The 19,385-nt window shown below is 66.1% G+C and carries 23 protein-coding genes; 7 read left to right on the top strand and 16 right to left on the bottom strand.

Annotated elements, in window-relative coordinates; all coding sequences use genetic code 11:
* Positions 1 to 138 precede the first annotated feature (138 nt).
* From sucD to GM910_RS03975, 8 genes are all read right to left on the bottom strand, one after another.
* A complete protein-coding gene (gene sucD, locus GM910_RS04010) occupies positions 139 to 1,044 on the bottom strand; it encodes a succinate--CoA ligase subunit alpha (RefSeq protein WP_159586224.1) in 906 nt (301 codons plus the stop codon).
* An 8-nt stretch (positions 1,045 to 1,052) separates the two neighbouring features.
* Positions 1,053 to 1,424, bottom strand: a complete 372-nt coding sequence (locus GM910_RS04005; RefSeq protein WP_159586223.1) for a cupin domain-containing protein — start codon at positions 1,422 to 1,424, stop codon at positions 1,053 to 1,055.
* A gap of 25 nt (positions 1,425 to 1,449) precedes the next feature.
* Positions 1,450 to 1,872, bottom strand: coding sequence for a PIN domain-containing protein (locus GM910_RS04000; protein ID WP_159586222.1), 423 nt, complete (start codon positions 1,870 to 1,872; stop codon positions 1,450 to 1,452).
* Entirely contained in the window at positions 1,799 to 2,095 is a 297-nt protein-coding gene (locus GM910_RS03995; RefSeq protein WP_159586221.1) for a hypothetical protein, read from the bottom strand. Before GM910_RS03995 ends, GM910_RS04000 begins: the two co-directional genes overlap by 74 nt.
* Before the next feature lie 53 nt (positions 2,096 to 2,148).
* Complete coding sequence (sucC, locus tag GM910_RS03990; RefSeq protein ID WP_159586220.1) at positions 2,149 to 3,342, bottom strand: ADP-forming succinate--CoA ligase subunit beta; 1,194 nt, start codon at positions 3,340 to 3,342, stop codon at positions 2,149 to 2,151.
* Positions 3,343 to 3,352: 10 nt separating this feature from the next.
* Positions 3,353 to 4,318: a malate dehydrogenase gene (gene mdh, locus GM910_RS03985; RefSeq protein ID WP_159586219.1), complete on the bottom strand. Its 966-nt coding sequence runs from the start codon at positions 4,316 to 4,318 to the stop codon at positions 3,353 to 3,355.
* A 206-nt stretch (positions 4,319 to 4,524) separates the two neighbouring features.
* The gene (gene zapE / locus GM910_RS03980; RefSeq protein ID WP_159586218.1) at positions 4,525 to 5,694 is read right to left on the bottom strand and encodes a cell division protein ZapE; all 1,170 of its coding nucleotides are present in this window, start codon (positions 5,692 to 5,694) and stop codon (positions 4,525 to 4,527) included.
* A gap of 63 nt (positions 5,695 to 5,757) precedes the next feature.
* A complete protein-coding gene (locus GM910_RS03975; protein ID WP_159586217.1) occupies positions 5,758 to 6,297 on the bottom strand; it encodes an AprI/Inh family metalloprotease inhibitor in 540 nt (179 codons plus the stop codon).
* A 223-nt stretch (positions 6,298 to 6,520) separates the two neighbouring features.
* Here GM910_RS03975 and GM910_RS03970 point away from each other — a divergent pair, with 223 nt between their 5' ends.
* From GM910_RS03970 to GM910_RS03950, 5 genes are all read left to right on the top strand, one after another.
* Positions 6,521 to 6,682, top strand: coding sequence for a DUF1328 family protein (locus GM910_RS03970; RefSeq protein ID WP_159586216.1), 162 nt, complete (start codon positions 6,521 to 6,523; stop codon positions 6,680 to 6,682).
* A gap of 173 nt (positions 6,683 to 6,855) precedes the next feature.
* Positions 6,856 to 7,737, top strand: a complete 882-nt coding sequence (dapF, locus tag GM910_RS03965) for a diaminopimelate epimerase (protein WP_159586215.1) — start codon at positions 6,856 to 6,858, stop codon at positions 7,735 to 7,737.
* Entirely contained in the window at positions 7,737 to 9,020 is a 1,284-nt protein-coding gene (gene mtaB / locus GM910_RS03960; RefSeq protein ID WP_159586214.1) for a tRNA (N(6)-L-threonylcarbamoyladenosine(37)-C(2))-methylthiotransferase MtaB, read from the top strand. The genes dapF and mtaB overlap by 1 nt, the downstream gene beginning before the upstream one ends.
* Before the next feature lie 15 nt (positions 9,021 to 9,035).
* Positions 9,036 to 10,688 carry a signal recognition particle-docking protein FtsY gene (gene ftsY, locus GM910_RS03955; RefSeq protein ID WP_159586213.1) on the top strand — a complete coding sequence of 551 codons (1,653 nt, stop codon included), beginning with the start codon at positions 9,036 to 9,038 and terminating at the stop codon, positions 10,686 to 10,688.
* A complete protein-coding gene (locus tag GM910_RS03950; protein WP_159586212.1) occupies positions 10,685 to 11,338 on the top strand; it encodes a septation protein A in 654 nt (217 codons plus the stop codon). The genes ftsY and GM910_RS03950 overlap by 4 nt, the downstream gene beginning before the upstream one ends.
* Before the next feature lie 4 nt (positions 11,339 to 11,342).
* Here the strand turns inward: GM910_RS03950 and GM910_RS03945 are convergent, their stop codons facing one another.
* The 8 genes from GM910_RS03945 to tsaD form a co-directional block, all read right to left on the bottom strand.
* Positions 11,343 to 13,037: a SulP family inorganic anion transporter gene (locus GM910_RS03945; RefSeq protein ID WP_159586211.1), complete on the bottom strand. Its 1,695-nt coding sequence runs from the start codon at positions 13,035 to 13,037 to the stop codon at positions 11,343 to 11,345.
* A gap of 83 nt (positions 13,038 to 13,120) precedes the next feature.
* Positions 13,121 to 13,390: a helix-turn-helix domain-containing protein gene (locus tag GM910_RS03940; RefSeq protein WP_159586210.1), complete on the bottom strand. Its 270-nt coding sequence runs from the start codon at positions 13,388 to 13,390 to the stop codon at positions 13,121 to 13,123.
* 97 nt (positions 13,391 to 13,487) lie between these two features.
* On the bottom strand, positions 13,488 to 13,895 hold the full coding sequence (locus GM910_RS03935; protein ID WP_159586209.1) for a DUF1761 domain-containing protein: 408 nt from the start codon (positions 13,893 to 13,895) through the stop codon (positions 13,488 to 13,490).
* A gap of 57 nt (positions 13,896 to 13,952) precedes the next feature.
* A complete protein-coding gene (locus GM910_RS03930) occupies positions 13,953 to 14,654 on the bottom strand; it encodes a class I SAM-dependent methyltransferase (protein ID WP_159586208.1) in 702 nt (233 codons plus the stop codon).
* A complete protein-coding gene (locus GM910_RS03925; RefSeq protein ID WP_159586207.1) occupies positions 14,609 to 15,034 on the bottom strand; it encodes an EVE domain-containing protein in 426 nt (141 codons plus the stop codon). Before GM910_RS03925 ends, GM910_RS03930 begins: the two co-directional genes overlap by 46 nt.
* The gene (locus GM910_RS03920) at positions 15,034 to 15,330 is read right to left on the bottom strand and encodes a YciI-like protein (protein WP_159586206.1); all 297 of its coding nucleotides are present in this window, start codon (positions 15,328 to 15,330) and stop codon (positions 15,034 to 15,036) included. Before GM910_RS03920 ends, GM910_RS03925 begins: the two co-directional genes overlap by 1 nt.
* Before the next feature lie 145 nt (positions 15,331 to 15,475).
* Complete coding sequence (locus GM910_RS03915) at positions 15,476 to 16,462, bottom strand: NAD(P)H-dependent glycerol-3-phosphate dehydrogenase (RefSeq protein ID WP_159586205.1); 987 nt, start codon at positions 16,460 to 16,462, stop codon at positions 15,476 to 15,478.
* A complete protein-coding gene (gene tsaD, locus GM910_RS03910) occupies positions 16,459 to 17,547 on the bottom strand; it encodes a tRNA (adenosine(37)-N6)-threonylcarbamoyltransferase complex transferase subunit TsaD (protein WP_159586204.1) in 1,089 nt (362 codons plus the stop codon). The genes GM910_RS03915 and tsaD overlap by 4 nt, the downstream gene beginning before the upstream one ends.
* Positions 17,548 to 17,644: 97 nt before the next feature.
* Here tsaD and hemC point away from each other — a divergent pair, with 97 nt between their 5' ends.
* Together hemC and GM910_RS03900 are read left to right on the top strand one after the other, a co-directional pair.
* Positions 17,645 to 18,574: a hydroxymethylbilane synthase gene (hemC, locus tag GM910_RS03905; protein ID WP_159586203.1), complete on the top strand. Its 930-nt coding sequence runs from the start codon at positions 17,645 to 17,647 to the stop codon at positions 18,572 to 18,574.
* Positions 18,575 to 18,577: 3 nt separating this feature from the next.
* Positions 18,578 to 19,294, top strand: coding sequence for a uroporphyrinogen-III synthase (locus tag GM910_RS03900; protein ID WP_159586202.1), 717 nt, complete (start codon positions 18,578 to 18,580; stop codon positions 19,292 to 19,294).
* Positions 19,295 to 19,385: the final 91 nt, after the last annotated feature.

Below are 19,385 nucleotides of genomic sequence, written 5' to 3'. Positions count from 1 at the left end.
CCATTTCCGGAGCCTTTCGCTCCGTCTCCTTATGTTTCGGCCTTCAACCCCGGCCGTTGCGGACGCTTTTCGTCCTACTCGTTACACTCACTTTACCGGACGCCAACCGGATTGCGCCGGTCGGCGTTCCAGAACTTTTCAACCCTTGATCGCCTCGACAAGGGTTTTTCCAAGGCGCGCGGGCGAGGGCGAGACCCTGATGCCGGCGCGCTCCATGGCTTCGATCTTGTCTTCGGCGCCGCCCTTGCCGCCGGAGATCACCGCGCCGGCGTGGCCCATGGTGCGTCCGGGAGGGGCGGTGCGGCCGGCGATGAAGCCCGCCATCGGCTTCTTGCGGCCCTTTTTCGCCTCGTCCAGGATGAACTGCGCTGCATCCTCTTCCGCCGAGCCGCCGATCTCGCCAATCATGACGATGGATTCCGTCGCCTCGTCGGCCAGGAACATCTCCAAGACGTCGATGAACTCCGTGCCCTTCACGGGATCGCCGCCGATGCCGACGGCTGTCGTCTGGCCGAGCCCCTCGTTGGTGGTCTGGAACACGGCCTCATAGGTAAGCGTGCCGGAGCGCGATACAACGCCCACCGAGCCCTTCTTGAAGATATTGCCCGGCATGATGCCGATCTTGCATTCGTCGGGGGTAAGCACGCCCGGGCAGTTCGGCCCGATCAGGCGGGAATTCGACTTGTCGAGCCGCGCCTTGACCTTGACCATGTCAATCACGGGAATCCCTTCGGTGATGCAGACGATGAGCGGGATTTCCGCCTCGATCGCCTCGATGATGGCGGCTGCCGCCCCTGCCGGCGGCACGTAGATCACGGAAGCGTTCGCCCCCGTCTTCTCCTTGCCCTCGGCCACGGAGGCGAAGATGGGAAGCTGCGCGCCGCTTTCGACCGAGCCCCAGGTCTCGCCGCCCTTCTTCGGGTGGACGCCGCCCACCATCTTCGTGCCGTTATAGGCAAGCGCCTGCTCGGTATGAAAGGTGCCGGTCTTGCCGGTAAGGCCCTGGACGAGAACCCTGGTGTCTTTGTTGACGAGGATGGACATTCTTTCTCCTAAAGCCGCTTCAACTCGGTGACAGTCAAATCACTCTCGGCGTTGCCCGTGTTGAGGGTCGTGGCAGGCTCGAACATGAGGACGACGGGCTCGGGAGTGAGCGAGCGGGGGCGGTGCTCGACGGTCTTCGGCACGACGACGAACTCGCCCTCGTCCAGCTCAACGGAGCCGTCACGGAAGTCGATGGCGATGCGGCCGCGCAGGACGAGAAAGGCCTCGTCCTCGTTGTCGTGGGCGTGCCAGTCGAACACCTCGCCGAACTTGGCGATCTTGACCTGCGAATCGTTCACGTCGCCTGCGATGTGGGGATCGAAGACCTTGTGAATCTGCCGGTCGGCGGCGTCCAAGAGATTGATCTTTCGGGGTGGCATCAGGCTCGTTCTTCTGCGATGGCTATCACTGTTCGAGAAACGGGTTCACGGCTCGGACAGACCCGTAAATCTGGTTGTGGTTGAGGTCTTCGGTGTAGAAAACGGGCGCACCGAGCCGCTCCGCCGCGCCGAGCAGCGCCGCGTCATGGTATTTGAGCTGGTACCTTCTGGCCATGCGAAGCCCCGCGGCGACATAGGCCTGATCGACTGGCACGAACGGAAGCTGCCCGAGAAATGCCAACCACCGGTCCACCACACCGTCATTGGCGAGAGACTTGCGGCGCGCGACATTGGCAAACTCGGCAAGCGTCTGACCCGATACGCCGAAAAGCGTCCCGAGAACGAGGTCATGTGCGATGTCGTGACGAAGCGGATCACGTGTCCTCTCCGAAGCCGCGTAGAGGAGGACGTTCGAGTCGAGAAAGCATTCGATCCTCTCGTTCGGCATAGATCTCGTCCCGGTTCCACTCATAGGCAGGCCCTAAATCGAGAGGCCTTTCTTCCATCAGCCGCCGCATGCCTTCCTTCGCCCACGCGATCCGATCTTCCTGCTCGACCTCGTGGGCAAGCAGGCCGCGGACCATCGCGTTGAGCGTGGTCTTCCGCTTCTCGGCGAGCTTGCGGGCTTGCTCAAGCAGTGTCTCGTCAATGGCCAGCGTCACGTTCTTCATCGCAACCTCCACATAATCACACAGTCTTAATATGTGTGATTATGTGTAAAATCTCAACTCCCCACCGCCGCCACGATCTTCTTCGCCGCGTCGTCGAGATCATCGGCGGGGATGACGTTCAGCCCGCTCTCCGAGATGATCTTCTTGCCGAGCGCGACGTTGGTGCCCTCAAGCCGCACGACCAGCGGCACCTTCAGGCCCACTTCCTTCACCGCGGCGATGACGCCCTCGGCGATCACGTCGCAGCGCATGATGCCGCCGAAGATGTTGACGAGGATGCCCTTCACGTTCGGGTCGGCGGTAATGATCTTGAAGGCGGCCGTCACCTTCTCCTTCGAAGCGCCGCCGCCGACGTCGAGGAAGTTGGCGGGCTCGGCGCCGTAGAGCTTGATGATGTCCATGGTCGCCATGGCAAGCCCGGCGCCGTTGACCATGCAGCCGATATTGCCGTCGAGCGCCACATAGGCGAGGTCGTATTTGGAGGCCTCGATCTCCTTCTCGTCCTCCTCCGTCGTGTCGCGCAGCGCGACGACGTCCTCATGGCGGAAGAGGGCGTTGTTGTCGAAGGAGACCTTGGCGTCGAGCACGCGCAGGCGGCCGTTCTCCATGACGATCAGCGGGTTGACCTCCAGAAGGCTCATGTCCTTCTCGGTGAAGGCCTTATAGAGGATGGGGAACAGCGTCTCGCCGTCCTTCGCCGCGTCGCCTTCGAGCTTCAGCGCGGCGTTGAGTTTGGCGATATCCTCCGCCGTCACGCCTTTATCCGGGTCGATGGCCAGCGTCAGGATCTTTTCCGGCGTCTCCTCGGCCACCGCCTCGATGTCCATGCCGCCCTCGGTGGAGACGACGAAGGCCGGGCGGCCGACGGTGCGGTCGATCAGGATGGAGAGGTAAAGCTCGCGGTCGATGTCGGCGCCGTCCTCGATATAGAGGCGGTTCACCTGCTTGCCCTCGGGGCCGGTCTGCTTGGTCACCAGCGTGTTGCCGAGCATCTCGCTGGTGTGGGCAACCACCTCCTCGACGCTCTTGGCAAGCCGCACGCCGCCCTTGGCGTCGGGGCCGAGCTCCTTGAACTTGCCCTTGCCGCGCCCGCCGGCGTGGATCTGGCTCTTCACGACATAGAGCGGGCCGGGCAGTTTCCTGGCGGCGGCCTCCGCCTCTTCCCGCTTGAAGACCGGAACGCCCTCGGCGACGGGGGCGCCGTAGCCCTTGAGCAGTTGCTTGGCCTGGTATTCGTGGATGTTCATGGGCCGGGTCCTACTTCTTCAGGTTGGGCGCGATCTCTGCGCAGGCCTCGCACAGGCCGACGACGGCTCCGACCGAGCTTTCGAACATCTTCTGCTCGGCCTTGTTGAGGTCGATCTCGATAACACGCTCGACGCCGTCGGCGCCGATCACGGCCGGTACGCCGACATAGAAATCCTTGACACCGTACTGGCCGGAAAGGTGAGCCGCGCAGGGCAGGACGCGCTTCTTGTCCTTCAGGTAGCTCTCGGCCATGGCGATGGCCGCGGACGCGGGAGCGTAATAGGCGGAGCCCGACTTCAGGAGGCCGACGATCTCGGCGCCGCCGTCGCGCGTGCGCTGGACGATCTGGTCGATCTTCTCCTTCGAGGTCCAGCCCATCTTGACGAGATCGGGGATGGGGATGCCGGCGACCGTTGAGTAGCGGGTGAGCGGCACCATCGAGTCCCCGTGGCCGCCCAACACGAAGGCCGTCACGTCCTCGACGGAGACCTTGAATTCCTCGGCGAGGAAATGGCGGAAGCGGGCGGAGTCGAGCATGCCGGCCATGCCGACGACATGGCTCTTCGGCAGGCCGGAGAATTTCTGCAGCGCCCAGACCATGGCGTCCAGCGGGTTGGTGATGCAGATGACGAAGGCTTTCGGCGCGTATTTCCTGATGCCGGCGCCCACCTGCTCCATCACTTTCAGGTTGATGCCGAGAAGGTCGTCGCGGCTCATGCCCGGCTTGCGCGGCACGCCGGCGGTGACAATGCACACGTCGGCCCCCTCGATCGCCGAGTAGTCGTTGGCGCCCAGGAACTTGGCGTCGAAACCTTCGACCGGGGAGGACTCGGCGATGTCGAGCGCCTTGCCCTGCGGGATGCCTTCGGCGATATCGAACAGGACGACATCCCCCAGTTCCTTCAGGCCCGCCAGATGGGCGAGCGTGCCGCCGATCATGCCGGAGCCGATGAGAGCGATCTTATCGCGAGCCATGTGGTGAAAATCCCCTATTCCATTTGGACGCGCCGGGAGTGTGAAAATCCGGCAATTACAGGGTTTCGGGCAGGACGAGGAGAAGCCCGAGGATCCCGATTGGCATAGTTGGTCACGGAAAGAAATTCAACCGATTATTTTCGCCTCTATGTTTTCAATCGGTTAGATGTATTTTAATTTACGTAAACGTCAAAAAATTTCCTTGCTCAGGCGACGGAAGCCGCTGCCCGGGCGCCTTTTTCCATCCAGTCGCGGCTCTGCATTTCCATGAGGCGCGAGGCGGTGCGCGAGAACTCGAAGGCCTCCGTGCCGGAGGGTGCGCTGTAAAGCTGGTCGGGGCCTGCTTCCGCCGAGAGGAAGAGGCGGACGCGGCTGTCATAAAGGGTGTCGATAAGCAGGATGAAACGCTTTGCCTCGTTGCGCTGCGCTGGCGCCATCACCGGCACGCGGTCGATGAAGAGCGTATCGAAGCGGTCGGCGATGGCGAGGAAGTCGCGGGCGCCCAGCGGTTGCTGGCAAAGGTCGGCGAAGGTGAAGCGGGCGGCGCGCCCGGCGGCGCGCGGGACCCTCGCCTTGCGGCCCTTCACGGTCAGTTCCTCCGCGCCTTCTTCCCGCCCGTCCGTCGCCGTCTCCCACGCCTCGTCCATCATGCGCTCCGTCTCGGCGTTCAGCGGGGTCATATATACCGGCAGGCGATTGAGCTTTTCCAGCCGGTAGTCCGTTGTCGCGTCGAGGTGCAGAACGGAGGTGTAGCGCTTCAGGATGTCGATGAAGGGTTCGAAAAGGCCGCGGTTCAGGCCGTCGCGGTAGAGGTCCTCCGGCGCCACGTTGGAAGTGGCGACCAGCACGACACCCTTGGCGAAAAGGGCGGAGAAGAGGCGCGACAGGATCATGGCGTCGGCGATGTCCGTCACCGAGAACTCGTCGAAGCAAAGGACCCAGGCTTGCTTGGCCAGGTCGGTGGCAACCGGAGGGATAGGGTCCGTCTCGCGCGCCTCGCCGTTCTTCAGGGCTTCGCGGTGGCGGGCGATGCGGTCGTGCACATCGGCCATGAAGTCGTTGAAATGGGCGCGCCGCTTGCCACGCACGGGGAGGAGCTCGAAGAAGAGGTCCATGAGCATGGTCTTGCCGCGTCCCACGCCGCCGTGGATATAGAGCCCGGTGACGGGGCCGTTCTTGCGGCGTTTCGCGAAGAGCCAGCCGAGCGCGCTCGACTTGCGGGCCAGCCGCCGCTCCTCGATGCGGTCGATCAGACGGTCGAGCGCGGCCGCCACCTTCTCCTGCGCGGCATCGTGGGTGGCCGCGCCGGTTTCCACCATATGGGTGTAGCGCTGCGCGACGGTGAGATGCGTCACAAGGCCGTCGCGCAGGGACATGGGCGTTACCGGAAAGAGGCTGGCGGGTTCATGGGCATGGCGGGGTTGCGCCCCACCTGCGGTTCAGCGGGAGAGCGAGACGGGCATGCCGGTCGTGGTCTGGCCGTCGAGCCGTTCGCCGCCGCTCGAATAAAGGCGCGCGATCGTGTCACCGGCATCGTTATATATCTCGAGCTGCTTTCCCGCGAGGTCCCAACCACGCATATCAGCGAGCGCTCCCGAACAGCCGCGCGTGCCGCCGCGGGAAGCATTGCCGTATTTGGTGAGCGTCAGGAACATCTGGCAGTTGGAGCCGCCAGAGCTGACCGACCACGAGCCGAGCAGGCTGTTCTTGTCGATCGTGGGTGCCGCCGCTGCTGCTGCCGCTTGCGCTTCAGGATCGAGCGCCGCGACGTCGGTCCCCGGCTGGTTGGGCGCGGCGGGAAATGCGCCGGCGTCGGCCGGTGCGGTCGGCGGGGGAAGCTGGCTTCCGCTTACCGTGCCCGAAGGCGCGGCTGGCAACGGCGCGGGCGCCTGCGCCGTGCCGAAGCGGCCGGACTGGCAGCCGGCCAAGCCAAGCGCCAACAGCGAGATGGCGAGAATTCCGGTTTTCGAGTGTAGCATCCCTCTCTCCGTTTTGGGCCGAAGGTCCGCGCCCTCGATCGCACTCCTGTTTGCGCTCAATCGTGGCGAAGATTGGAAATTATCACACACCGTCATGGTTAAGAACCGGTTTCCGTAGAGAAATTACCCACTATTGCACGCGCTGCGTGTACCGAAAAGGCAGGGAACCGGCTGCGGGAGATCGCGTTATCGCAAGGCGTTCGTTCTTGCGAAGGACATTTCCATGCTCAAATGGGTTCTCATCCTTCTTATTATCGCGGCCATAGCGAGCCTTTTTGGCCTCAACAGCATTGCCGGCGCGGCTATGGCCGTGGCAAAAATCCTCATCCTCCTCGTCCTTGTCCTGTTCCTGCTCGCCGTCCTCGGAATCATCGCCATCGCCTAGACCAATTCATCGTTTCATGGAACCGATGAACTGGTCTAACTCGTTGTCTTGTCGCAATTCCGGCCGGAAAGCCGGTTCCCACTTTTCCTGGAATTGCTCTAAGACCCCGCGTGTCTGGTAATTTGCGGCGTCATCCGCCATATAGGCGCCAAACCCCGACGGGATCGGAACCCATGGCGGAACTGGCGCAATTCGCAAAGATGAACGGGCTCGGCAACGAAATCATCGTTGCCGACATGCGCGGGCGCGCGGATCGCGTGCTGCCTGCCGCAGCCGTCGCGCTCGCCGCCGATCCGGCAACCCGTTTCGACCAGATCATGGCCATCCACGATCCGAAGGCACCGGGCACCGACTATTATGTCGAGATCATCAATTCCGACGGCAGCATGGCGCAGGCCTGCGGCAACGGCATGCGCTGCGTCGTGCAGGCGCTTTCCGCCGAGACCGAGCGGAGCCGCTTCACCTTCGAAACCGTTGCCGGCGTGCTCGACGCCGAGGAGCATACGGACGGGCTGATCTCCGTCGATATGGGCCGGCCGCGCTTCGGCTGGCAGGAGATCCCGCTGGCCGAAGAGTTCCGCGACACGCGCATGATCGAATTGCAGGTGGGGCCGATCGACGCGCCGGTGCTGCATTCGCCCTCCGTCGTATCGATGGGCAATCCGCACGCGGTCTTCTGGGTGGACGGCGACGTGAACGCCTACGACCTGGAACGCTTCGGGCCGCTCCTCGAGCATCATCCGATGTTTCCCGAGCGCGCCAACATCACCATCGCCCACGTGACGGCGCGGGATGCCATGACCATCCGCACCTGGGAGCGTGGAGCGGGGCTGACGCGGGCCTGCGGCTCGGCGGCCTGTGCGGCGGCCGTCGCGGCGGCACGCACGGGGCGCACGGGACGGCAGGTCACGGTCACCGTTCCGGGCGGGCCGCTCGACATCCTCTGGCGTGGAGACGACCACGTGGTCATGACCGGGCCGGCGGAATGGGAGTTTTCCGGCCGCTTCGACCCGGCAACGGGCGAATGGGAACGCGAGAAGGAGGGGGCGGCCTGATGGCGGTGGATGTCGTCACCTTCGGCTGCCGGCTCAACGCCTACGAGTCCGAGGTCATCAAGCGCGAGGCCGGCGCTGCAGGGCTCGATGCGCTCGACGGCGGCGCCGTCGTCATCAACACCTGCGCCGTGACGGCGGAAGCCGTGCGCCAGGCGCGGCAGGCGATCCGCAAGGCCAGACGCGAGAGGCCGGAGGCGCGCATCATCGTCACCGGATGTGCGGCGCAGACGGAGCCGGCCACCTTCGGCGAGATGGAAGAGGTGGACCTCGTTCTCGGCAACGAGGAGAAGCTGCAACGCCATAGCTATCGCGCGCTGCCGGATTTCGGCGTCAACCGCTTCGAAAAGGTGCGCGTCAACGATATCATGGAGGTGCGCGAGACCGCCTCGCACATGGTGGATGCCATCGAGGGGCGGGCACGCGCCTTCGTGCAGGTGCAGAACGGCTGCGACCACCGCTGCACCTTCTGCATCATCCCATACGGGCGCGGCAATTCCCGCTCCGTGCCCATGGGCGCGGTGGTGGACCAGGTGAAGCGCCTGGTCGACAACGGTTATACCGAGGTGGTGCTGACGGGTGTGGACCTGACGAGCTATGGTGCGGACCTGCCCGGCAGCCCACGGCTCGGCCGGTTGACCCGGGCGATCCTGCGGTATGTACCGGAATTGAAGCGGCTCAGGCTTTCCTCCATCGACTCCATCGAGGCGGACGCCGACCTTATGGCGGCGCTCGCCGAGGAGGGGCGGCTCATGCCGCATCTGCATCTGTCGCTGCAGGCGGGCGACGACATGATCCTGAAGCGCATGAAGCGGCGGCATCTGAGGGCCGATTCCATCCGTTTCTGCGACGAGGTGCGTCGGCTCAGGCCCGACGCCGTCTTCGGCGCGGACATCATCGCCGGCTTCCCGACCGAGACGGAGGCGATGTTCCAGAACTCGCTCAGGATCGTCGAGGAATGCGGGCTCACACATCTGCACGTCTTCCCCTTCTCGCCGCGCGAGGGCACACCGGCGGCGCGTATGCCGCTACTGCCCCGCGCGGTGGTGAAGGAGCGCGCGGCACGGCTGCGGGCGGCGGGCGACGGGGCGTACCGGTCGCACCTTATGGCGCTCGAGGGCACGCGGCAGCGCGTTCTCGTTGAGCGTAAGGGCCTCGGCCGCACGGAAGGCTTCACCCTTGCCGCCATAAAGGCCGGCAAGCCCGGCGAGATCGTCGACGCCTTTATCACGGGACACGACGGCGCGCGGCTGACGGCGGTTCCCGCTGAACGGGTAGCGGCTTGAGAGCATAAGGAATTCATGGCGTTCGGTTTCATCAAAAAGGTCTTCTCCTTCGGCAAGAAGACGGTCGAGGAACGGTCGGCGGAGGGGGAGACCCCGGCCACCGAGCCGAGGCCGGAAACCGTTCCGGAGCCGGAGCCCAGGCCCGAAAAGCCCGCCGACGTGCCCCCGGCGCCGGAGCCGCCGGAAACACCGGGCGAGCCGGAGCCCACACCCGTTCCGGTACCCGACGAACCGACCGAGCCGCAGCCCGAAATCCCGGAGCCCGCGCCCGAGGTCCCGCAGGAGGTGCCCGAGCCGCCGCGGGAAGTTCCCGAACCCGCCCCGGAGCGGCCGTCCACGCCTGCGCCCGAGGTCCCCGCTACGCCCGAACCGAGGCCCCCTTCCCCGCCCCCGGAGGCAACGCCTCCCTCGACCGGGGAAGAGGCAACGCCTCCCTTGACCGGGGAAAAGGAGCCGGCCGAGGCTCTTCCAGAGCCAGAGCCAGAGCCAGAGCCAGAGCCAGAGCCAGAGCCAGAGCCAGAGCCAGAGCCAGAGCCAGAGCCAGAGCCAGAGCCAGAGCCAGTCAGGCAGGATGCGGCGCTCGACGCTTCACCTCATCCTGAGCCTGCCGAAGGGCATCCTGAACCTGCCGAAGGGCGAGGTGAGGCGGGCGCGGGCGATGAAGGTTTGCGCGCAGCCAGGGTTACCGTTTCAAAGGCCGTCGAGCGCAAGGCCGAAGGAGCACCGCTCCCGGTGGAGCAGGCGCCGCGCAAGCCGTGGTTCCAGCGGCTGCGCGAAGGCTTGTCGCGCTCCTCGAAGGAGTTGCGCGAAAACATTGCCGGCATCTTCCTCAAGCGCAAGCTCGACGAGGACACGCTGCAGGACCTGGAGGACGTCCTATTACGCGCCGATCTGGGGCTGGAGACGGCGATGCGCGTGACGGACGCGCTGTCGGTCGGCCGCTATGGCAAGGACATCTCAGGCGCGGAAGTGCAGGCGGTGATGGCCGAGGAGATCGAGAAGGTGCTCGATCCGGTGGCGGTGCCGCTGGAGCTCGATCTTGGCCACAAGCCGCACGTCATCCTCGTCGTCGGCGTCAACGGCACCGGCAAGACGACGACCATCGGCAAGCTGGCGGCCAAGCTCAGGGAAGGCGGCCTGTCGGTGACGCTGGCGGCGGGCGATACGTTCCGCGCGGCGGCGATCGAGCAGCTCAAGATCTGGGGCGAGCGGACGAATTCGCCCGTGGTCGCCTCCAAGCTCGGGGCGGATGCGGCGGGGCTTGCGTGGGATGCCTACGAGCAGGCCAAGCAGGCGGGCAGCGACGTGCTCATCATCGACACGGCCGGCCGCCTGCAGAACAAGGCCGAGCTTATGGCGGAACTGGAAAAGATCGTCCGCGTGCTCGGCAAGCACGATGCGGAAGCGCCGCACACGGTGCTGCAGACGCTGGACGCGACGACAGGGCAGAACGCCCTTAATCAGGTCGAAATCTTCCGCAATGTTGCGGGGGTCAACGGGCTGGTCATGACCAAGCTCGACGGCACGGCGCGCGGCGGCATCCTCGTCGCCATCGCGGCAAAGCACAAGCTGCCTGTCTACTTCATCGGCGTCGGCGAACAGGTCGACGATCTGGAACCTTTTTCGGCGAGCGATTTCGCAAAAGCGATCGCGGGAGTTGCTGAGTGACTGACAAGACCATATTCGAACGCGATCCGTCGGACCCGAAGCGCAAGGCGGTCAACCCGCTCCTCAAGCTGGTGCTGGAGCTCGGCCCGCTCATGGTCTTCTTCTTCGCCAATGCGCGCGGCGAGTGGCTGGCGGAGCGCCTTCCGGCGCTGGGCAGCCTCGGCGGGCCGCTGTTCATCGCCACGGCGCTCTTCATGGTGGCGACGGCGCTCGCGCTCAGCGCCTCCTGGCTCCTCACGCGCACGCTGCCCATCATGCCGCTGGTATCGGGCGTCGTCGTCTTCGTCTTCGGCGCGCTGACGCTCTACCTGCACAGCGAGATCTTCATCAAGATGAAGCCGACCATCGTCAACACGCTGTTCGCCGCGGTGCTTCTCGGCGGGCTCGCCTTCGGCAAGTCGCTGCTCGGCTACGTGTTCGATTCCGCGTTCAAGCTGGATGCGGAAGGCTGGCGCAAGCTGACGCTGCGCTGGGGGTTGTTCTTCATCTTCCTGGCGGTCGCCAACGAGGTCGTGTGGCGGTCCTTCTCCACCGACGCCTGGGTGGCCTTCAAGGTGTGGGGCATCATGCCCATCACCCTCATCTTCACCATGAGCCAGATGCCGCTTATCATGCGGCATTCGCTGGAAGAGAAGCAGCCGGGCGAGTAAGCGCTCAAGCGCTTTCCTTCTCCCGCCTCGCGGCGGCGATGGCGCCGTCGAGCTTGCTGTAGAACCGCACATGGGGCGGGCGCACGCCGTGGGTGCGCAAGAGGTGGCGGATCGCCGGGCTGGCGCCGACGAGATAGACGGTGGCGCCCTGGCCGCGCGCCTTGCGGGCGAAGCCTTCGATGGTCGCGGCGGCCGTGGAGTCCAGAACGCTGACGGCGGCGATGTCGATGACATAGGCCTGGGGTTGGCCGCCGATGCGGTCGAGAGCTGCGGCGACGCTTGCGGCGGCGCCGAAGAAGAAGGCGCCCGAGATGCGGTAGACGACGATGTCGTCGTCGGTGGCGATCTCCGCCGCATAGGGCACCTCGCCGTTGTCGGCGCGATCCGCCTGCGTGATGGCGTTCGCGCGGTCGACCTCGACCGCCTGCGACATGCGGTGCAGGAAGAGCAGCGCCCCCAGGCCGAAGCCGACGAGAATGCCCTCGGTGAGGTCGCGGAAGACGACGAGCAGGAAGGTCACCATCAGCACGACGGCGTCGCCGCGCGCGCCGCGCAGGAGAGCGGCGAACTGGTGCTTCTCCGCCATGTTCCAGGCGACGATCACGAGGATCGCGGCGAGCGCTGCAAGCGGGATGAAGCTCGCCAGCGGTGCTGCCGCAAGCATGAAGACGAGCAGGAAAGCCGAGTGCAGCATGCCGGAAACGGGCCCGCGCGCGCCGGCGCGGATATTGGCCGCCGTGCGGGCGATGGTGCCGGTGACGCAGAACCCGCCGAAGAGGGCGGCGGCGACATTGGCGGTGCCTTGGGCGACTAATTCGCAGTTGGAGCGATGGCGGCGCCCGCTCATGGAATCGGCAACGACGGCCGAAAGCAGGCTTTCGATGCCGCCCAGAAGCGCGAAGGAGAGGGCGGCCGGCAGGACGGAGGTGATCTTCTCCACCGTCAGCTCCGGCAGGTGCGGCAGGGGCAGCGTCTGCGGGATGCCGCCGAAGCGCGTACCGATGGTCTCCACCGGCAGGTCGAGCAGCCAGGCGGCAAGGGTGGCGAGCGCGACCGCGATCAGAAAGCCCGGCCAGTGAGGCCGGTAGCGGCGCAGGACAAGGATGGTGAGGACGGCAAGCACGGAGAGCGCCACGGCGGAGACGCTGACGGTCGGCAGTGCGGCACCGAGCGCCTGAAGCTTGGGAACGAACGGCCCCGGCTCCGGGCCAATGAGCGAAAGGCCCAGGAAGTCCTTGATCTGGCTGGCAAGGATGATGACGGCGATGCCGGAGGTGAAGCCGACGGTAACCGGATAGGGCACGTATTTGATAAAGGTGCCGAGCCTCAGGAAACCGATGGCGAAAAGGATGAGGCCGGACAGGAAGGTGGCGAGGATCAGCCCATCCACGCCGTGCACCTGCACGGTGGCGAGCACGAGGACGATGAAGGCGCCGGCCGGACCGCCGATCTGAAAACGGCTGCCGCCAAGCGCAGAGACGAAGAAGCCGCCGACGATGGCCGTATAGAGCCCGCGCTCCGGCGAGACGCCCGAGGCGATGGCGATCGCCATGGAAAGCGGCAGGGCGATGATGGCAACGGTGAGGCCGGCCAGCACATCGGCCTTGAATGCCGCAAGGCCGTAGCCTTCGCGGAAGACGGTGACGAGCTTTGGCGTGAAGAGTTCGATGAAGCCGGGTTCACGCGTACGGGCAAGCATCCCTGTTTATCCCATATAGGCAGCGGGCCATGTGGGCAGCGGATCGTGGCGCCTGCCCGGCGGTCGCCGTTGCACGTTCCTCGTCAGCCGGCCTTGCCCTTCACCGCGGCTTCCTTGAAGCGCACGCCGCGCCCGCTGCCGGTGCTTGGTGCGTTTTCGCCGATCAGCTCGATGCCGGCGGCATCGAGCGCCTCGACGACCTTGGAAAGCGTATCGACCACGCCGCGCACATTGCCCTCGCTCGCCTCCATCCTCTGGATGGTGGGGAGCGAGACGCCGGAAAGCTCGGCAAGCCGCTTCTGGTCGATGCCCAAAAGGGCACGCGCGGCGCGCATCTGTGCTGCCGTGATCATGGACGCTCCGTCTGACGACGTGTCATATACGATAGATGAATGCTGATGTCTAGAACATCAGTGTTGATGCCTACGCCCTGCTTTTCCGCGTGGAGAGCTAAACCCCGAACCAGCCGATGATGCCCCCCATCAGCAGCGCCACGCCGAGCCAATGGCCCGCATCGATAAGGGTGAGGTCCCAGCCGAAGCCCTGGTAGCGGTGGTTGACGGCGATGATCGTCGCCATGAAGCCGAGCCAGATGAAGGCGCCGGAGATCACACCGTTCCAGAGGGTCACCTGGCCCGTGCCCAGATGGCCGATGACACCGGCCAGAACCCAGGCCATGATCAGCTCGGCGGCGAAGGAGGTGATGAAGGGCCCCGGACTCATCTTCATCTCTTCCGGCTTCAGCCGCGCGGCTTTCATCCAGGGCTTGCCGAGCGCCATATAATAGACCGCGCCGAAGGCGAAGGCGGCGACGGCCGCCGCGAGGATCGCCAGATAGTTCATTCCGCCGAAGTCCATAGGACCCCTCCGCGTATTTTATGCACGGCGGGATTGAACGCCCGCGCGCTTATAGCGTCAAGTGAAGCGCCAGACCGTGGTGCGCTTGACTTCCGCATCCTCCAGGGCGCGGGTGACCGGAACGGAGTAGCTGGCGAGGGGCTGCATGCGCGCCTTCGGCAGGTAGGCGCGGCCCGGATCGCCAACGAGGACGGTGGTGCCGCCCGCGGTAAGATGTGTGAACCAGGGGGCGAGCACTTCGGCAAGGGTGCGGTCGTAGAAGACGTCTCCGGCAGTGAGCACCTCGCATCCCGGGTCGCTGCCGATGAGCTCGTCGGCGGTCAGATCGAAGGCAACGCCGTTCGCCGCCATGTTGAGATGGCAGGCGATTGCGGAGAAGGGGTCGGTGTCGGCGGCCGTCACCTGCGCCGCGCCTGCCCTGCAGGCGGCGATGGCGACGAGGCCGGAGCCGGTGGCGAAGTCGAACACGGTGCGGCCCCGCACCGTCTCGGGGTGGTCGAGCAGATAGCGGGCGAGCCCCTGGCCGCCGGCCCAGGCGAAGGCCCAGAAGGGCGGCGGCAGGCCGATCGCCTCAAGCTCCTCCTCCGTGCGCTGCCAAAGATCGTGCGCCTCGTCGGCAAGGTGGAGGCGGATTTCCGGCACATGGGGCGGGGCGCGGAGCGTGGTGTTGGCGCGGATGAAGGCTTCCGCGCCTTCACGTGTCAGCTTTCGGGTCACGGCGCCTTTTCGAGGCCGCCCATGCGGCAGACTTCCTGCCATTCCGCCGCGCTCACGGGCTGCACGGAAAGGCGCGAATTGTTGACCAGAACCATGTCCTTGAGCTTCGGATTGGCCTTGACGTCGGCAAGGGTGACGGGCTTCGGCACGTCGCGGACGGCGCGGATGTCCACGCACTCCCAGGCGGGGTCGTCGGCGGTGGAGTCGGGATGGGCCGGTGCGATCACCTCGGCGATGCCGACGACGGCCTTCTCCTTGCCCGAGTGATAGAAGAAGCCGAGGTCGCCGACCTTCATGGCCCGCATGTTGCTGCGCGCCTGGAAGTTGCGCACCCCGTCCCACTCCTGGCCCTCCTCGCCCTTCTTCTTCTGCATCTCCCACGACCAGGTGTCGGGTTCGGATTTGAACAGCCAATAGGCCATCACGCGTCCTCCGGTTTGTTGAAGACCCAGTTCCAGGGGCGTATTTCAACGGATTCGAAGAGGCCGGCAAGAGCATAGGGGTCGGCCCTGGCGATCGTCTCGGCCGCGGCGCCGTCCTCCGCCTCGATGGCGACCATGCTGCCGCAGGGCTTTCCCTCGCCGTCCAGAAAGGGACCGGCGAACTTCAGCGTGCCCTCGGCATTAAGCTTGTCCAGATAGGCGACATGCTCGGGGCGCGTGTCCATGCGGACATTGAGATGGCCGGGCTTGTCCCGGCACAGGATGACGTAGATCATTGGGCGGTTCCTTTCGGTTAGTGAGTAGCGAGTAGTGAATAGTGAGTAGTTAATAGTTTTTGGCATATGCCATATCTATTTAGTAATTAATATTCACAACTATTTTCTACTCACTACTCACTACTCACTACTCACTAATCACTACTCACACTTCTCTCTTCAACGGCCGTGCAAGCAGCGCCTGCATGGCAGCTTCCACCGTGAGCCGGCCTTCGAGGATCTCCGTCACGCTCCCGACGATGGGCGCCTCCAGCCCACGCTCGCGTACAATCTTGGCAGCGATGCCGGCGGTGAAGACGCCCTCGGCAAGCGGCAAGCCCGCAACGCTTTCACCCCGGCCGAGCGCCAGGCCGTAGGCGAAATTGCGCGATTGGGCGGAGCCGCAGGTGAGGATCAGGTCGCCGAGGCCCGACAGGCCCATCAGCGTCTCGGGCTCGGCACCGAAGGCGGCGCCGATGCGCCTCAGTTCCACGAAGCCGCGGGTGACGATCGCGGCAACGGCGCTGGCGCCGAGGCCGGCGCCGCTGGTTGCGCCGGCGGCGATGGCGAGCACGTTCTTCAGCGCCCCGCCGATCTCCACGCCGGTAAGATCGGCGCTGGAATAGCAGCGCAGGTTGGGCGCGGAGAGGCGAGCGGCGAGTTCGGCCGCCAGCGCGCCGTCATGGGCGGCGACGGTCACGGCCGTCGGCAGGCCAGCTGCAACGTCGGCGGCGAAGCTGGGGCCGGAGAGCGCGGCGAGCGGGTTCTGCGGCAGCACCTCGCGGGCAACCTCGGACATCAGCCGCCCGGTCTCGCGCTCGATGCCCTTGGCGCACAGCACCACGGGCACGTCCGGCGCAAGCGTATCGCGGGTGGCGCCGAGCACGGCGCGCAAGGTCTGCGCCGGCGTGGCCGCTAGCACGCAGTGCGCGCCGTCGAGGACGGCGGTAACGTCGCTCAAGGCGGCGAGCTTTGGGTCGAGCTTCACGCCCGGCAGGTAGCGGCTGTTCGTATGCGTGTGGTTGATCTCGTGGGCAACCTCGGTGTCGCGTGCCCACAGCGTTGCCTTGTGGCCGGCGCGGCGCGCGGTGAGGGCGAGGGCCGTGCCCCAGGCGCCGGCGCCGAGAACGGCGATGTTCCAGGTCTCGCTCATGCCTTGGCTCCTCGCTTGCCGGCGCCGAAAAGCGGCTGCGATGCGGTGTCGAGCGGCCAGCGCGGGCGGGGGGCGAAGGCGAGGGCGCCTTCTTCCGGCAGCCCCGCTTCCAGCCGCTCCAGCCCGGCCCAGGCGATCATCGCGGCGTTGTCGCCGCACAGGTTCAGCGGCGGCGCCACGAGGCGAAACCCTTCGCGCTCGCACAGGGTTTCCAGCGCCTTGCGGATGGCCGCGTTGGCGGCCACACCGCCGGCCACCACCAGCGCGGGCCGCTGCGGCTTCGGGTGCGCTTTGCGGAAGCGCTTGAGGCTCAGCGCTACCCGGTCGGCGAGGGTCTCCGTGACGGCGAGCTGGAAGGAGGCGCAGATATCGGCGATGTCGGCCTCGGACAAGGGCGCGCGTTCCGTTGCGGCGCGGCGCACGGCGGTCTTGAGGCCGGAGAAGGAGAAATCGGGCCGCGCCTCGCCCTTGAGCGGCCTTGGGAAGGCGAAGCGTTTGGGATTGCCCCCCAGCGCGGCCTTCTCGACATTGGGGCCGCCGGGATAAGGTAGGCTCAGGAGCTTGGCCGTCTTGTCGAACGCCTCGCCCAGCGCGTCGTCGATGGTGCTCGCCCAGCGCTCGTAGCGGCCGAGACCGGCCACATGGACGATCTGCGTATGGCCGCCGGAGACGAGCAGCAAGAGGTAGGGAAAATCGAGCCCGTCGGTCAGGCGCGCGGTCAGGGCGTGGCCTTCCAGGTGGTTGATGGGCAAGAGCGGTTTCCCCGTGGCCGCGGCGATGGCCTTGGCCGTGGTGAGGCCGACGATCAGCCCACCGATCAAGCCGGGGCCGGCGGTGGCTGCAACGGCGTCTATGTCGTCGAGCGCAAGGCCGGCCTCGGCAAGGGCGGCGTCTATGACGCCGTCGAGCGCCTCGACATGGGCGCGGGCGGCAATCTCCGGCACCACGCCGCCGAAGGCCGCGTGCGCCTCGATCTGGCTCAGCACGATGTTGGACAGGATCGAAGGCCGGCCGTCGTCCGAACGCGCGACGACGGCGGCGGCGGTCTCGTCGCAACTCGTCTCGATGCCCAGAACGCGCGTCATTCGGTCCAGCCTGCCTTTGTTGCCGATGCGGGCGATCCCCGATAGGTAGGGGAAGTATCCCGCGTTCACGAGATGCGGTTAGCACGGACATGACGGCATGCAAACGGATGTGGTGAGGATTGGAACGCGCGGCAGCGCCCTGGCGCTGGCCCAGGCGGCGGAAACGCGGGCGCGGTTGATGGCGGCGCACGGGCTGCCGGAGGGCGCGTTCGAGATCATCGTCATCCGCACCTCGGGCGACCGCATCCAGGATCGGCCCTTGTCCGAGGCCGGCGGCAAGGGCCTTTTCACCAAGGAGATCGAGGAGGCGCTGATCGACGGGCGCATCGATCTCGCCGTGCATTCCTCCAAGGACATGCCGACCGTCTTGCCGGAGGGGCTGGAGATTTCCGCCTTCCTGGAGCGCGAGGACGTGCGCGACGTCTTCATCGGCCGGCGGGTGAAGCGGCTCGAGGATCTGCCGCGGGGAGCCAAGCTCGGCACCTCGTCGCTGCGCCGCCAGGCGCTGGCGCTGAGGCTGAGGCCGGACCTCGACGTCGGCATCTTCCGCGGCAACGTGCAGACGCGGCTCAGGAAGCTCGAAGAGGGCGTTGCCGAGGGCACGCTCCTGGCGCTCGCCGGGCTGAAGCGGCTGAAGCTGGAGCATGTGGCGAGCACCGTCATGGATCCCGCCACCTTTCCACCGGCGCTGGGGCAGGGGGCGATCTGCATCGAGAGCCGCATCGGCGACGGGCGTATCCTGCCGCTGGCGAAGGCGATCCACCACGAGGCGACGGGGTTCGCCCTTATCTGCGAGCGGGCCTTCCTCGCCACGCTCGACGGCTCCTGCCGCACGCCGATCGCCGGGCTGGCAAAGGTTAAGGGCGGCAGGGTCGGCTTCACCGGCATGATCCTGACGCCGGATGGGCGCGAGGCGCACGAGATCGCCGGCGAGGGCGAGGCGGCGGATGCGGCGAAGATCGGCGCCGAGGCGGGCGCGCGCATCCGCGAGAGGGCGGGAAGCCACTTTTTCCAGGGCTGGGAATGAGGGATGCGGCGCGTCCTCGTCACACGGCCTGAGCCCGGCGCCTCGCGCACGGCGGCCCGGCTGAAGGCGTTGGGCTTCGAGCCGGTCGTCCTGCCGCTGACGAAGATAGAACCCTTAAGGCCAAGCGCGCCGCCGGCGGCCGGGCAATCGAGCGCGGTGGCGATTTCCAGCGCCAATGCCATACGCCACGCACCGGCCGATCTTCTGCGGAAGATCGCGCATCTGCCGGCCTATGCGGTTGGCGAGAGGACCGGGGCGGCGGCGCGGGAAGCGGGGCTCACGGTCGCTGACGCCGGCGCCGGGGATGCGGAAAAGCTCGTGCAGCGCATCGCCAAGGGCGTGGAGCCCGGCGGCCGCGTGCTCGTCCTCGCCGGACGGGTGCGCCGCGGGACGCTGGAGCAAGGGCTTTCTGAAGCCGGATTTGCGGTCGAGATTATCGAGACCTACGACACGCTGCCGCTCTCACCGTCGCCGAGGGAGATCGATGCGGCGTTTGGCAGCGCCCCCGTCGATGCGGTGCTTTTCTACTCCGCCGCGGCGGCGGAGATGTTTGGGCGGCTCGTCGAGCACACCACGGCCGGATTGTTCGAAGGCGCTGTCTTTATTGCCATTTCCGCGCGCGTCGCCGAGCGTCTGCCCGAGGCCTCGCGGCGCCGGGTATCCATTGCCGCGGAACCGACCGAGGAGGCGATGTTTTCCCTCATCGAGGCAGGAATGTAACGTCGGCCTCTTCTCTTGCCCTTTCCCTGTGCTAGGGAAGGTGCTGCGCCGCACAAGCGGACAAGAACTGGAACTGCCAGCGGAGCTGCCT

This window comes from Chelativorans xinjiangensis (assembly GCF_009812055.1).
Taxonomy (GTDB): domain Bacteria; phylum Pseudomonadota; class Alphaproteobacteria; order Rhizobiales; family Rhizobiaceae; genus Chelativorans; species Chelativorans xinjiangense.
This window is presented reverse-complemented; position numbering and strand designations above follow the sequence as displayed.